Source organism: Nocardioides panaciterrulae (assembly GCF_013409645.1).
GTDB lineage: Bacteria > Actinomycetota > Actinomycetes > Propionibacteriales > Nocardioidaceae > Nocardioides > Nocardioides panaciterrulae.
Map to the genome: position 1 here is coordinate 1730449 of NZ_JACCBG010000001.1, position 13881 is coordinate 1744329.

13 protein-coding genes are annotated in these 13881 nt (G+C 71.4%); 7 read left to right on the forward strand and 6 right to left on the reverse strand.

Going from position 1 to position 13881, the window contains the following annotated elements; genetic code table 11:
* Positions 1–14 precede the first annotated feature (14 nt).
* The 3 genes from BJZ21_RS08095 to BJZ21_RS08105 all read left to right on the forward strand — a co-directional run bounded on the left by BJZ21_RS08095 (position 15) and on the right by BJZ21_RS08105 (position 3427).
* On the forward strand, positions 15–1535 hold the full coding sequence (locus tag BJZ21_RS08095) for an FAD-dependent oxidoreductase (protein ID WP_179663266.1): 1521 nt from the start codon (positions 15–17) through the stop codon (positions 1533–1535).
* Positions 1536–2105: 570 nt separating this feature from the next.
* Positions 2106–2471: a hypothetical protein gene (locus tag BJZ21_RS08100; RefSeq protein ID WP_179663267.1), complete on the forward strand. Its 366-nt coding sequence runs from the start codon at positions 2106–2108 to the stop codon at positions 2469–2471.
* A gap of 680 nt (positions 2472–3151) precedes the next feature.
* Positions 3152–3427, forward strand: coding sequence for a hypothetical protein (locus BJZ21_RS08105; protein ID WP_179663268.1), 276 nt, complete (start codon positions 3152–3154; stop codon positions 3425–3427).
* Positions 3428–3656: 229 nt separating this feature from the next.
* Here BJZ21_RS08105 and BJZ21_RS08110 read toward each other — a convergent pair whose 3' ends face one another.
* From BJZ21_RS08110 to BJZ21_RS08135, 6 genes are all read right to left on the reverse strand, one after another.
* A complete protein-coding gene (locus tag BJZ21_RS08110; protein ID WP_246298947.1) occupies positions 3657–4193 on the reverse strand; it encodes a GNAT family N-acetyltransferase in 537 nt (178 codons plus the stop codon).
* 242 nt (positions 4194–4435) lie between these two features.
* A complete protein-coding gene (locus BJZ21_RS08115; protein WP_179663270.1) occupies positions 4436–5059 on the reverse strand; it encodes a hypothetical protein in 624 nt (207 codons plus the stop codon).
* An 80-nt stretch (positions 5060–5139) separates the two neighbouring features.
* A complete protein-coding gene (locus tag BJZ21_RS08120) occupies positions 5140–5517 on the reverse strand; it encodes a hypothetical protein (protein WP_179663271.1) in 378 nt (125 codons plus the stop codon).
* A 134-nt stretch (positions 5518–5651) separates the two neighbouring features.
* Positions 5652–7037 (reverse strand): HNH endonuclease, encoded by a 1386-nt coding sequence (locus BJZ21_RS08125; RefSeq protein WP_179663272.1) that lies wholly within the window; start codon positions 7035–7037, stop codon positions 5652–5654.
* Positions 7038–7172: 135 nt separating this feature from the next.
* Positions 7173–7763: a carboxymuconolactone decarboxylase family protein gene (locus BJZ21_RS08130; protein WP_179663273.1), complete on the reverse strand. Its 591-nt coding sequence runs from the start codon at positions 7761–7763 to the stop codon at positions 7173–7175.
* Between the two features lie 58 nt (positions 7764–7821).
* Positions 7822–9057 carry an oligosaccharide flippase family protein gene (locus BJZ21_RS08135; protein ID WP_179661872.1) on the reverse strand — a complete coding sequence of 412 codons (1236 nt, stop codon included), beginning with the start codon at positions 9055–9057 and terminating at the stop codon, positions 7822–7824.
* A gap of 79 nt (positions 9058–9136) precedes the next feature.
* Here BJZ21_RS08135 and BJZ21_RS08140 point away from each other — a divergent pair, with 79 nt between their 5' ends.
* The 4 genes from BJZ21_RS08140 to BJZ21_RS08155 are packed head-to-tail and all read left to right on the forward strand — an operon-like array spanning position 9137 to position 13865.
* Positions 9137–10003 carry a decaprenyl-phosphate phosphoribosyltransferase gene (locus BJZ21_RS08140; RefSeq protein WP_343052032.1) on the forward strand — a complete coding sequence of 289 codons (867 nt, stop codon included), beginning with the start codon at positions 9137–9139 and terminating at the stop codon, positions 10001–10003.
* Positions 9996–11387 carry an FAD-binding oxidoreductase gene (gene dprE1 / locus BJZ21_RS08145; protein WP_246298472.1) on the forward strand — a complete coding sequence of 464 codons (1392 nt, stop codon included), beginning with the start codon at positions 9996–9998 and terminating at the stop codon, positions 11385–11387. Before BJZ21_RS08140 ends, dprE1 begins: the two co-directional genes overlap by 8 nt.
* A gap of 10 nt (positions 11388–11397) precedes the next feature.
* Positions 11398–12153: a decaprenylphospho-beta-D-erythro-pentofuranosid-2-ulose 2-reductase gene (gene dprE2, locus BJZ21_RS08150; protein WP_179663275.1), complete on the forward strand. Its 756-nt coding sequence runs from the start codon at positions 11398–11400 to the stop codon at positions 12151–12153.
* Positions 12150–13865 carry an MmpA family trehalose lipid delivery protein gene (locus tag BJZ21_RS08155; RefSeq protein WP_179663276.1) on the forward strand — a complete coding sequence of 572 codons (1716 nt, stop codon included), beginning with the start codon at positions 12150–12152 and terminating at the stop codon, positions 13863–13865. The genes dprE2 and BJZ21_RS08155 overlap by 4 nt, the downstream gene beginning before the upstream one ends.
* Positions 13866–13881 lie beyond the last annotated feature (16 nt).

Here is a 13881-nt window from a genome sequence, read left to right on the forward strand (position 1 = left end):
GGGAGTGGCACTTGATGGACACCGACGTCGTCGTCGTGGGCGCCGGGCCGACCGGTCTCATGCTGGCCGGTGAGCTCGCTCAGGCGGGGATGCGAACGCTGCTGCTGGAGCGACGGCCGGAGCCGTCCGAGACGGCGAAGGCGGGCGGTCTCGCGGGACAGATCCTGCAGCTGCTGCACTACAAGGGCGAGCTGGACCGGTTCCGTGAGGCGAGCACCGGCCCCGAGCCGGCTCCGCGGTTCCCGTTCGGTGGCGTGCATCTGGACTTCACCCGGCTCGCGGATGTTCCGATGCGCGCGATGCCGCTCCCGCAACCACGGCTCGAAGCTGTCCTCGCCGAGCGTGCGATCGAGCGTGGTGCCGACGTACGCCGTGGCCACGCGCTGGCCGGTCTGCACCAGGACCAGGACGCGGTGACCGCCGAGGTGCGTGGTCCGGACGGGCCGTACGCGGTGCCCGCGCGGTTCCTGGTCGGCTGCGACGGTGGCCGCAGCCGGGTCCGCGAGCTGGCCGGGATCCCGTTCCCGGGCACCTCCTTCCCTGAGATCGAGCGGCTGGCCTCGGTCACCGTGCCGGACTCGGTGACGGTGCTCGAGGACGGCGGTCTGGACGTCCCCGGAGTCGGCAGGATCCCGTTCGGCTACACCGCGACCGAACGTGGCGTGTTCGCGTGCTCGGGCCTCGGCGGCACCATGAGCGTCTACACCGCCGAGGTGGAGGCGACCGAGTACGACGACGACGTGCCCATGAGTGTCCCGGAGCTGAGTGCGAGTGTGAGCCGGGTGCTCGGCATCGAGCTGCCGCTGGGAGACCCCCTCCGGATGACGCGGTTCGGCTACTCGGCGAAGCAGGCCGACACCTACCGCCTCGGCCGCGTCCTCCTGGCCGGCGATGCGGCGCACCTGTTCCCGGCGGGCGGAGTCGCGGTCAACGCCGGCATGCTCGACGCCGCCAACCTCGCGTGGAAGCTCGCCGGCAGCGTCCACGGCTGGGCGCCGCCCGGGCTGCTCGACACGTACTCCGAGGAACGCCGCGCCGCCGCCGAGCGCACTCTGCTGCATACGCGTGCTCAGGTCGCGCTGCGCCGTGGGCACGGCCCTGGCGGCGACGCCCTGCGGGCACTCTTCCTCGAGCTGACCGCCGACGAGCAGCCGTTGCGCCGCCTCGGTGCGCTGATGGCCGGCACCGACGTGGGGTCGCCGATGTCGGAGGCGCACCCACTCGTCGGCACCTTCGCGACCGACCGAGCCCTGCACGTCGCCCACCAGGACCCCAGGTTCGCCGGGTTGCTGCGCGAGGGCCGCCCGGTGCTCCTCGACCTCGCTGACCGTGCGGACCTGCGCGAGCTTGCCCGTCAGTGGGGTGACCGCGTGGACGTGGTCAGCGCGTCGATCGACGAGCGGCCCGGCGACGCACTCCTGATCCGGCCGGACGGCCGCATCGCGTGGGCGGCCGCGGTCGACGCGCCCGGCGAGACCGCGTTGCCGGCACTACGGGAAGCGCTGACCACGTGGTTCGGCGTCCCGTCGATCTAGGGCTTCCGAAGCGCGGGTCGGGGTGACGGGTCGACGTCTCTGGCTGCTCGCCCGGTCGGTCAGGCGGCAGTCTGCCGGATTCGGCGTTTGAGTTCCTTCTCGACCTGCAGCGGGGTCCGGCCGCCCATGTTGCCACCGTCGTTCGGGCGGTCGTTGTTGTAGTCGACGACCCAGGCATGCAGGGCCGTTGTCGGTCAGAACCCCTTCGAGGGGGAGGCCGTGCTTGGGCAGCGCCTTCTCTAGGTAATCCAGCAGCAACGCTGCGACGACGGCGGTCTTGTCGCCCACCACGAGTTGGGCGACCGCGTACGAGAACACCACCTGTTCAGCGTCCGGCTGGCTCCACCCTCCCGCGGTCGCATGAGGCCCCCGGGTTCGCACCTCAGCGCGGCATGTCCGGATGGCTGCAGCGCACGCCATCTGCGGCACTACGCGTGTCGGATCATGCGGCCCGGGAAGTTCGACGAGTGTCTGGTCGTGAAGGTCTACCGTGACTCCAACGAGTCGTTGCTGGGCTCGGACAGCGCTACGTGCGCACGAGGACTCGCCCCGTCCTGATGAGAGGTTGCGATGACCCAACCGTGGTCGCTGGACCCTGAGGACATCCAAGACGCAACCTTCGTCCTCGAATGCTTGGAGCCGGTCGGCCAGCACATCCTCGGATGGCTGGCCGACCGGCCTGAGGAGTCCTTCAGTCACGAACACCTCGCCACGACCTTCAGCGAGGAGCTGGAACAGTCCCAGCCACGCCGGACGGTGCGCGAGCACATCGACCGCGCGAACAAGATTTCCATCTCCTTCGGACGGACGCGCCTCGTCGACGTTCACGACGACACCTGCGTCATCAGTGAGTCCGGCGCGCTGATCGTCCCCCCAGCCTTGGCCCACCTCGCCAAGTCCGCTGAGCTCCCGCGCTTCAGAACCCGCCGGAAGTAGCGCAGCTGTACACAGGGCCACACAACGGAACCCACCAGCTGGGGTCCGCCATCGCCCGGGGTTAATATCGGCGACGGCTGTCGTCCGCTCCGCGCTATCTGCGGCGTGAGCGGATGTTGCGGTTGGAGCCAGTTCAGCCTGAAACGCGTCTACTGTTCATGTCCATGCGCCCGCGAGTCGCCTTGTTCACCCTTGGCCTTGCGCTGCTCTTGGCGGGCTGCTCCGCGTCCGAGTCGGAGCCATCCCATGTCCAGGCGTCTGCACGGGATTCCATGCCTGTGGGCAGTCGAGCTGCATTCGCGGTGTACTCACACTGCGGGGTCGAGTTCGCCAGAATCGACGGCGAGACCTGGCGCACCAGGCTTCGCGATGACGGGAATGGCAATGCGCCTCACGGGTGGCCTGGGCTTATCCGTGGCACGCTCACCCGACCATCGGAGAACCGAGCCGTGTTCGTGAGCGATGCCATCCCCGAGGTGCTGGTCTTCAGACCCGCACCGAAGGCCAAGTACATCTGCATGTGACTGCGGGTGCGCGCTCATCGCCATGAGCGGAGTCGCGACTCGCGGCATGACCCGACGCGCAGGATCGCCTGCTGACCGCGAAACGCATGGCTCAGGGCCGGCTGTGTAGCCGCGGACGTAGAGGACGACAGTGCTTCAGCGGGGTACAACAGGGCCATGCGCGTGAAACTGATGGCGGAGTACTGCTGCGACTTCCCTGTGTGGATCGACTTCGAGGAGATGCCGTCCTCTTCGGTCGACGACGCAACACTCCGTTCCAGGATCGAACGCTGGAACAGCGTCTTCTTGACATCCTTCGACGCCGAGAAAGGCTGGAGCGAGGAGGCGATTCGCCAGAACTACGCTGAGGAAGGCGAGCGCATCTTTGCCGCCTTGACGAGACACTTCGGTGAGTCGTCTGAAGTTACCTACGACGCCTGGCCCGTGACCTAACCCTGGACCCCCGAGGCCCGACTGGCCGGATCAGCCCCGTGCCACGTTGCCACTGAGTGGTCCCGTCCTCGGGGTGCTCGCTGTACCGGCCCCTCGGGCGCCCCGGTCCGGAGTACCCACCGGCGCCCACGTGCGTCGACACAGCCGGGATGTGAAGCATGGTCCTCGCCGGCATGGCACGCACATCGGCAGTCCGCGCGGATCGCGGCAGATCCGGACGTTTGCTGACCTAGATTGGGCGGCTCATCCGCAGCGAATGCGCTCCTACGGTTCCGTCATCGGCCACGTCGAACGGGACTCGGTCGCGGACAACGAAGCCGCGAGCGAGGTAGAAGGGGATGCCGAGATCGTTGCCTTCCGTCACCGACACCCACTGTTCGGTCGCGCCCTCGGATCTCTGCTGCTGGGTGACGAAGTCGAGTAGTGCAGTGCCGATGCCGCGGCCACGAAGAGCCACGTTGAGGTAGAGCACGTAGACGTTGCCGACTGTGTGGTCAGTGATCCCACCACCAGCAGCGCCCAGGACGCCACCCGCTTCTGAGACGGCCACAACGTACCCCTGCCAGCCGAGGTCGGCACCGGCCGTGGCGATCTCGTGGCGCACCCGCGTTGGGTTGTAGTACTGCTGAGCCCGCCGCTCGACGGCGGCTGTCGGGAGCAGACCATTGGACGACACCGTGAAGCCCTCGCGGCAGACGTCGCAGATCGCATCTTCCTCCCCCGCTCGCGCCAAGCGGACCTCGTACCTCGGCACGCCATCGACCATCACCACGTCGCGAAGCATAGAAGCGAGCGGCGAAAGGTGGCCTACGCCGAACGCCCGCACATCGGCAGATCCGCGCGGATCGCGGCTACTAGGAGACTTCCCGCAGGATCGGTGTCTGGCCAGACTTCGGTCCAGGTGTCCGGCGGGACGCTCTCAATCGCGGCTGCCCATCCGGTTTCTGGGTGTGGCTCTCATCTGGACTGCGGCTCGCCGGGAGATCCGCGCGACCACAGACCGTTGGATCAGGATGTGGCTGGAGTCAGAGGAAGTTCCCGCGTTGTGCGGCCCTGGTCGACCGAGAAGCCGATGGCCTGCTTGTCGCGCAGTACGACGAACTCGGTGTCCGGCATGATCGTCGCAGCACTGATGTTGGTACGACCCAAGCAGCTCAGGGGCACTCGTATCGCGAGGATGTTGGCCTTGGGTCGCACTCGCACGGCCGCGCGGTGGCATGTGTCGCCCAGCTCTTCGGCCTTGAATACGTGGACCTGCGAGATCGTGCGCGAGACCTCCACGTTCAGGCCGCCCGTTTCGCCGAAGTCGAGACCGTAGCGCTGGTGGAGGCTCCTGGTCCTCGTCGTCACGTTGGCAACCTTCAGCGTGATCCGGAGGTGCGGGATCTGCGCGTCGCGGTCGATGGTCAGATCGTAGGAGAGTAGTTCCGCACCCCGGAGTAGCGACTTCTCGACCTTCGTGAGTTCGGTGCCCTCGGAGTACGCGCCCAGGTAGACGTCGTGTTTGCGGTCGTGGACATTCATGAAAGCGAAGTCCGTGGCGGCCTGATCTTGCGCGGACACGTCGGCGACGGCTGGTGACGCGAAGACCGTAGCGAGAAGGAGGGGGACGAGTCCGAGAAGGCGCGCCATGAACGTGATGATTCCACGCCGGTGTCGGTCGCATAGGCGATTTGCACGACCGCTCATCGGCATGACCGCGCGGATCGCGGCTAGATCCGGACGCTCGCTCTAGGGGCACCCATCAATCCGTACGCATACACATGCCGCCCGTCCTTGACGTAGATGACTGTGCTCGTGCCTCTGTCAAGCCCGGACTTGTAGATCTCTCCCTCGCCGAAGGTTTCTCCCTCGAGCACGTAGCCACGCGGAACCACTCCGGACTGCTCGCCGCCGCGGTCGTAGTCGCGGCCCTCGAAGTGGATCTTGGGCCGGGCAGCCGAAGGGAACAACGTCCATTCCCAGCCGTAGTCGTGGACTTGCTGTACGCGAATGACACTGGCAACGACTGCCACGGCGACCACCAGGCCGAGCAAACCGAGCAGCAACCGTCCGGTCCCGTTCGCCAGTCGGAAGGGTAAGGCGGGCACTAGGCATCCCACTTCTCATCAAGGCGACCACTCGCACGTGTCGTGACCTGAACGCCCGACCGTCGGCTGATCCGGTAAACGGTCGCGCCGAGGCTCCGGCGAAATGGGACACACCCAGTAAGACCTAGGGCGCGTCAGTTCGGCTGGTGCTCGAGGGTGCCGAGGGGGGTGGTGAGGTAGTGGCGGTGGTGGGGGCCGGTCCAGTGGTAGTTGCCGGTGGTGGGGTCGCGTTGGTAGCGCCATCGGCCTGAGGTTTTGGCGCGGTGGTGTCTTCGGCAGAGGGGCGCGAGGTTGTCGGGGTTGGTCTGGCCCGGTGGCCCGCCTTCGTCCATCGGGCGGTAGGGGGTGATGTGGTCCAGGTCGCAGGCCCGGGCGTCGGTGGCGCAGTAGGGGTGCACGCAGTGCTTGTCGCGTTGGACGACCTGTTCACGCATCGCGGCGGGGACGTCGTGGCCGTCCACGGCCCAGCACCGGTTGAGGTCCAACACCGGGGTGATGGTGGCGTGTGAGGTGCGCACCCAGGACGCGATGGCCTCCTCCAGCACCGGGCCGAGTCTCTCGACCTGGCCGCACACCAGTTCGTCATCGACCGCGAGGCCGAGTGCCTCGAGCAGCGTGAAGTGCATGAAGAGGTGGGTCTTCGGCTTGCGTGAGCGCGACGGCGTCGGCCGGGCCGGTGGAGCCTGATCCGGCTGGCTGGCCCCGACCAGGGTGGCCAGGTCGGCCTCCGCGGCGTCGAGGCCCTGGCGGGCCAGCACCCCGAGTGCTTTGGCCTTCCGGGCGCCGAGGGGGTCGGTGTCCCCGGCGTCGGCGAGGTCGGCGGCGATCTGGCCGACCCGGTCATAGAACGCGGTCAGGTCCAAGGTGTCCCCGGTCGCCTCGAGCCAGGACGTGCCCGCAAAGTCGGTGGGGCCGGGGTGGTGAAGGGTGACGTCCCAGGCGTCCTTGCCCTTCTTCTCCCGCTCGGCGACCAGCTCGGGATGATGCGCGGCGATCGCGGCCGCCACGGCACGCTCGATCGCCGCGAACGAGCACGAGTGCAACACCGGGGCCAGGGCCGCGTCGACCTGCGCGGCCGCCGCCTGCGACAGCGGGTGGGTCAGCTGGGCGACCCGGCGGGCCTTGAACGCCTCCACCTCCAGCGCCTCGACCCGCCGCCGGCAGCGGGGCAGCCGGTGGCCCAGGTCCAGGGCGTCGGCGATCAGCTGGCGCACCGCGTGCTTGGAGATCCCCAAGGTGGCGGCCAGGGGCTCGGGGGTGAACGCCGCGACCGGCGGGCAGCCCTCGCCACCCAGGGACTCCTCCTGGCCCAGCACGCCGGGCAGGCCGGAGGGGTCGAAGGTGGCGACGCCGTCCTCGGCGGTGGCGGGGTGCAACACGCACCAGTGCGCCACGACCCGCAGCTTGTCCCGCTCGACCGCCCGCGCCTGCACCTTCAGGCTCGTCAACACCGACAGCGTGGCGTCGCCGTCGAGCTCGTCGAGCTCCACGGGTTCGCCGGCCGGGTCGGTGATCAACATGCATCCATGCAAGCACCCGGCACCGACACTCCGGGGCCCAGAACCGCCCTTGTTGCACAGGACCAGCAAAATCGAAAGTAAAGAATCTCCGGCCCGCCGGGGCGCCTGGAGCAGCGTCACGCCGGCCGCACCGCTTCAGTCCTGGGCGACCGGCCGACCCACGACCAGGGCGGCGAGGACGTCCGGTGGGAAGGTCCGGGCCGTCTGGACGTCCAGCTGCGCCCCGAGCCCGTCCAGCACCCTGGTGAAGAAGCACCGAGCGGCGACCGCGAAGACCACGTCGGCGATCTCGGCGTCCGTGAGCCCTACGGCGCGGAGTTCGTCGACGTCGTCCTGGCCGATCGAGGCGGCGTCACCGGCCACCTGCGCCGCGAAGCGGTAGACCGCGCGGTCCTGCTCCTCCAGGCCGGCGCCGTCGGGATCCTCCGCGAGGACGACCATCGTGGGCTCGTCGCCGCACACGTCCCGCAGGAACATCGAGTGCGCGGCGGTGCAGTACGTCGACCGCAGCGCTCGGGCCGCGGCGATCGTGGCGATCTCGAAGCGGCGCCGGTCCATCCCGTCGCGCACGGTGGCGCTCAGGAGGTTCCAGGCCTCCGCGACGTCCGGGCGCGTCGAGAACGCCGCCGCGTAGTTCGGCAGGAACCCCCAGACGCTCCGCTGCTGCTGGTAGTACGCCGCGAGGCGGTCCGCGGCGCGTTCCTCGGGCACGGTGTCGATGAACATGCCTCCATGGTCTCGCCGAGAGTCCCGGTGCGCGAGGCCTTCGGGCCGCCGGTCGGCCTCAGGCGGCCGCCGGCTCCGCGGGCCGGGCCCGGCGCAGTCCGAGCGCCAGCAGGGCGGCGAAGAGGGCCGCGTCGACGAGGACGACGGCCAGCAGCAGCTGTCCGAACGTGGTGGACAGCGAGCCGACCACCACCAGGACGACGAGGGCCGCCCACACCAGCAGCACCGAACGGTGCGCCTGCCGGGCGAGCACCGAGTAGACGAGCAGCTGGAGGGCGGCGAGCACGGTGCCCAGCACCGCGAATCCGGCGAGGTCGTCGGTGATGTCGGCGTACTGCCGGCCGCCCACGAAGACCAGCGCCAGCCGGGGGAGCACCGCGGCGCCGAGAGTGACCACGAGCCCGATGCCGGTGACCAGGGACAGGCTCAGGGTCAGCGCCCGCCGCTGCTCGGCGATCGTGGACATCGAGGGGAACGCCACGACGACGACGAACTGCGGCAGGAACAGCACCGCCTTGGTGAGGATGATCCCGCCGGCGTAGAGGCCCGCCTCGTGCTCGGGCAGCACGTTGCGGGCCACGATCACGTCGGCGTTGGAGAGCGCGAAGAACGCCAGCAGCGCCTGGCTGTTGTGGAAGGTCTCGAGCATCACGGAGCGGAAGCCGTGCCGCTCGCTCACCGAACCGGGCGCGCGTTCACGTCGCAGGAACCACCAGCCGGCGATCACCGGGGTGACCGCGCCGAGCGCGATGCCGACCAGCGCGGCGGACTCGCTGGGTCGCCACCAGATCAGCGCCGTGCCGATGATCAGCCGCGGGACGCCGGAGAGCACGTAGAGCACCGACAGCTGCCACCAGCGCCGTTCCCCCTGCAGGATGCCGGCCTGGCCGCCCATGACCGTGAGCGGCACCGAGATCACCGCCACCAGCGCCGCGGTCGGCATGCTGTCCAGGCGCAGCAGCGCGTCGATGACCGGAGTGAGGACCAGCAGCAGCACGAACAGCGCCAGCGCCGCCCGGTAGGTGACGCCGAGGATGGTGTGCTCGATCTGGCCGACGTGGTCTGGGTCCGCCGAGATCCGTCGCGCCGCGGTCGCCTGCAGGCCCAGCTGGATCACCGTGACGACCAGCAGCGTGGCCATCAGACCGGCGAAGGCGCCGTAGTCGCGGGGGCCCAGCAGCCTCGCCGCGATCATGGTGAAGCCGTAGGTCGCGACGTTCATGACGCCCATGGCGACGGCGATCGACCCGCCGCCGCCCAGCAACGAGGCCACCCGGCCCGGTCTCGACGTCACGGGGAGGGAGCGTAACGGGCAGCTCGGCGCAAGCCACGCAACGCCCGCGCGGGGCGCGTGGTTCTCATACACTCCCGCCGTGGGTCTTCCCGGTGCCGTGCTGCGGTCCATGCGACCGAAGCAGTGGACCAAGAACCTCCTGGTGGTCGCCGCGCCGCTCGCGGCCGGCCAGATCGCCGAGCCGGGCGTGCTCGGCGCGACCGTCGTCGCGTTCGTCTCGTTCTGCCTGCTGTCCTCGGCGGTCTACCTCTTCAACGACTGCCTCGACATCGAGGCCGACCGGCTGCACCCGCGCAAGCGACTCCGCCCGATCGCCGCGGGCCACCTCGCGGTGCCGATCGCGCTCGCCGTCGCGGTCGTCCTCGCCGCGGGCGCGCTGCTGGTCGGCTTCGCGAACGGGTGGGAGCTGGGCACGCTCCTGGCCGCCTACCTCGCGGCCTCGCTGCTCTACTCCTGGCGGCTCAAGCACGAGCCGGTGCTCGACCTCGCCGTGGTCACCAGCGGCTTCCTCATGCGTGCGGTCGCCGGTGGCCTGGCCGCCGGGCTGCCGATCTCCGACTGGTTCCTGCTGGTCGCCGGGTTCGGGTCGTTGTTCATCGTCGCGGGCAAGCGCTACTCCGAGCTGCACACGCTGGGGAGCGAGGCCGGTACCCGGCGTTCGCTGGTGCGCTACACCGACACGTACCTTCGATTCGTGTGGAGCATCGCCGCCACCGCGACGATCACGGCGTACTGCCTGTGGGCGTTCGACAGCGCCGGCCGCTCGACCGTGCCCTGGCACGCGTTGTCGATCGTGCCGTTCGTGGTGGGCGTGCTGCGCTACGCCGTGGACATCGACGCCGGTGAGGCGGCCGAGCCGGAGGACATCGTCTGGGGCGACCGGCTGTTGCAGGCGGTCGGCCTGGTGTGGCTGGTGCTGCTGACGCTGGGGGTCGCCGATGTCTGAGCAGTCGCCCGGCAAGGGGTCGGGACAGCTCGCGGGGGGGGGCCGGATGCTGGCCGGCTGGGGGCGCACCGCGCCCACGGTGGCGACGACCCGTCGCGTGGCGGACGGCGCCGCCGAGGTCGCCGAGCTCGTACGCCGGGCCGGCCCGCGCGGCCTGGTCGCCCGCGGGCTCGGCCGGTCGTACGGCGACCCCGCGCAGAACGCCGGAGGGGAGGTGCTCCTCCCGCTGCCCACCCGGATCGAGCACGAGCCGGACGGGCGACCCGGCACCGTGCGGGTCTCGGCGGGCACCAGCCTGCACGACCTGATGGCCGAGCTGCTGCCGCGCGGCCGGTTCGTCCCCGTCACGCCGGGCACCCGCTACGTCACCGTCGGCGGTTGCGTCGCCTGCGACGTGCACGGCAAGAGCCACCACGTGGCCGGCAGCTTCGGGCGGCACGTGGTCTCGCTGGAGCTGGTCCTCGCCGACGGCAGCGTCCACGAGGTCGGACCGGACCGCGACCCCGAGCTGTTCTGGGCGACCGTCGGCGGGATGGGTCTCACCGGCGTGATCACCTCGGCGGTGCTCCGCACGATCCCGGTCGAGAGCTCGTGGATGACGGTGACCACGACCCGGCATCCCGACCTCGATTCGGTGATGGAGGAGATGCGCACCGGGGACCGGGACGTGACCTACTCCGTCGCCTGGATCGACACCCTGGCGCGTGGCCGCAGCCTCGGCCGCTCGGTGCTCACCCGCGGAGAGCACGCGCGGCGCGACGAGCTCGACACCTCCGCCGCCGCGCGACCCCTCGTCGCCCCCGGCGGCGCGCGCCTCCGGGTGCCGCCCGGGGTGCCCGGCGGGCTGGTGCGGCCGCTGACCGTCCGCGGCTTCAACGAGGCGTGGTTCCGGCGGGCACCGCGGCACCGCACCGGCGAGCTGCAGCCGCTCGCGGCGTTCTTCCATCCCCTCGACGGGGTGGCGGACTGGAACCGCCTCTACGGGCCGCGCGGCTTCGTGCAGTACCAGTGCGTCGTGCCCGACCGGGCCGCGGACACCGTGGCGCTGGTCGTCGACCGGGTCGCGCGCCAGGGGCACGCCTCGTTCCTGTCGGTGCTCAAGCGGTTCGGCCCGGGCGACGAGGCGCCGCTGTCGTTCCCGATGCCCGGCTGGACCCTGGCCCTCGACCTGCCGGCCCGGGCCGGCCTGGCCCCGCTGCTCGACGAGCTCGACCGGCTCGTCGCCGCGGTCGGCGGCCGGGTCTACCTCGCCAAGGACGCCCGGCTCGACCCCGCCCGGCTACCCCAGATGTACCCGCGGCTGGCGGACTTCCGGTCCGTACGACGACGCGTCGACCCGACCGGCGTCTTCCGCTCCGACCTGGCCCGGCGACTGGGCCTGTGAGGCAGACACGATGATCAACGCGCTCGGCCGGCCCCAGACCGTGCTGCTGCTCGGCGGCACCAGCGAGATCGCGCAGGCGGTCGTCGCCGCGTGGGCCCGCACCTGCCGCCCGCTCGTGGTGCTCGCAGCCCGGCCCGGCCCGCGCCGCGACGCCGCCGCCGCGCACGTGGAGTCGCTCGGGCTGGAGGTGGAGGTGGTCGACTTCGACGCCGAGCGCACCGAGGAGCACCCCGCGCTGATCGACGCGGTGTCTCGCGAGCACGACATCGACGTGGCGATCGTGGCCTTCGGCGTGCTCGGCGACGAGGAGCAGGCCTGGCAGGACCACGCCGCCGCCACCCGGCTGGCCCGGGTCAACTACACCGGCGCGGTCAGCGTCGGCGTCTGCCTCGCCGACGTCATGCGGCGGCAGGGGCACGGCATGATCGTGGCGCTCTCCTCGGTGGCGGGCGAACGGGTCCGGCGCTCCAACTTCGTCTACGGCTCGACCAAGGCCGGGATGGACGGCTTCTACCTCGGCCTGGGCGAGGCGCTGCGCGGCTCCGGCGCGGGCGTGCTGGTCGTCCGCCCGGGATTCGTGCGCACCCGGATGACCGCCGGCCGCAGCCCCGCCCCGTTGTCGGTGACCGCCGAGCAGGTCGCCGACGCGGTGGTGCGCGGCGTCGCCCGCCGCGACGAGCTGATCTGGGTGCCGGCGCCGTTGCGCGGGGTGATGTCCGGGCTGCGACACGTGCCGCGACCGTTGTTCCGCCGGCTGCCGTTGTGAGCACCGGCCCGGTCCTCCGGCTGCTGCCCCGGGCCTGGGCGGTGCTGCTGCCGCTGCTGCTGCTCGGCCCGGCGCTGGGGGCCGGCTACGTCCTGAGCTACGACATGGTCTGGGTCCCCGACCTGGCGATGCGCCCGGACTTCCTCGGCCTGGGCACCGCGCTCCCGCGCGCGGTGCCCTCGGACGCGGTCGTCGCGGTGCTCGACGAGCTGGTGCCGGGCATGCTGCTGCAGAAGGTCGTGCTGCTCGGGGCGCTGCTGCTCGCGGGGTTCGGCGCGCTGCGGCTGGCCGGAGGCACGCCGGTCGGGGGCCTCGCCGCGGTCAGCGTCTACGTGTGGAACCCGTTCGTCGCCGAGCGGCTGGGCCTGGGGCACTGGACCGTGCTGCTGGGGTACGCCGTGCTGCCGTGGCTGGTCCTCGAGGGCGCCCGCTACCGGCGCGGCGAGCGGGTCGGGGTGCTGCCCTGGCTGCTGCTGCCCCTGGGCTCGCTGAGCGCCGGCGCGGGGCTGGCCTCGGCGCTGGCCCTGCTGGTCCCCGGCCTCGGGCGTGGGCGGCGACGGCGCAACCTGCTGCTCGTCGCAGCCTGCCTGGCGGCGAACGCGCCGTGGCTGGTGGCCGGCCTGCTGCACGTCACGACGGCCACGTCGACCACCGCGGGGTCGGTGTTCCGGCTCGGCCGCGAGGGCTCGCTGCCGGGTCCGCTCGCTGCGCTGACCCTGGGCGGTGTCTGGAACTCCGAGGTGGTCCCGGGCTCGCGGCACAGCCTGCTGCTGACCGGGCTGGGCACGGTCGCGCTCGTCGGCGCCGCGGCGTACGGACTCCGCCCGCTGCGCCGCCGCCTGGGCGATCGCACGACCGGGGCGCTGGTCGGGCTGTGGGCGGTCGGCTTCCTGCTCGCGGCCGGCACCTGGGCGCTGCCCGGTGCCACCGGCCGGCTGGCCGCCCACGTGCCCGGGGGCGGGCTGCTGCGCGACGGCGGCCGGTGGTTGGCGCTGTGCGGCCCGCTCCTGGCCGCCCTGGTCGCGGCCGCCCTCGACCGGCTCGCCGTCCGGGTGCGCGACGCCGACGCCCGCGTCCTGGTCGCCCTCGCCGGGGCGCTGCTGCCGCTGGCGCTGCTGCCCGACGCCGCCTGGGGGCTCGCCGGACGGCTGCAGCCGGTGTCCTACCCGGCCGACTACGCCGCCGCCCGGGCGGCCGTCGCGGCCAGCCCGGCGCCGGGCGACGTGCTGCTGCTGCCGTTCACCAGCTACCGCGCGCCGTCGTGGAACCACGACCGCAAGGTGCTGGACCCGGTCGGCCGCTACCTGACCCGCGACTATCTGGCCAGCGACGAGCTCGGTGTCTCCCGCCAGGTGCTGGCGGGGGAGGACCCGCGGGTGCCGCAGGTGCTTGCGGCGCTGCAGGCCGACGACCCGGCCCAGCGGGCGCAGCGGCTCGGGTCGCTCGGGGTCGGGCTGGTGGTGCAGGAGCACGGGGTGCCCGCCTCGAGCCGCTACGACGCGCCGGTGGCGGGGACGGTCGTGCACCGGGGGCCCGCCCTGACCGTCACCCGCGTCGACGCGCCGGTGCAGGAGCGCACGAGCTCCCTGGGCCGCGTGGCGATGGTCGCGGGGGGCTGGACGGCCTACCTGGCCGGGCCCTTGGTCGCGATTGTTCCCGTGCTTTGGCGAAAGCGCCGCAAAAGGGCGGATTCTGGGCCTACCGGGTGGTAGTTTTCCCGTCCGGGAG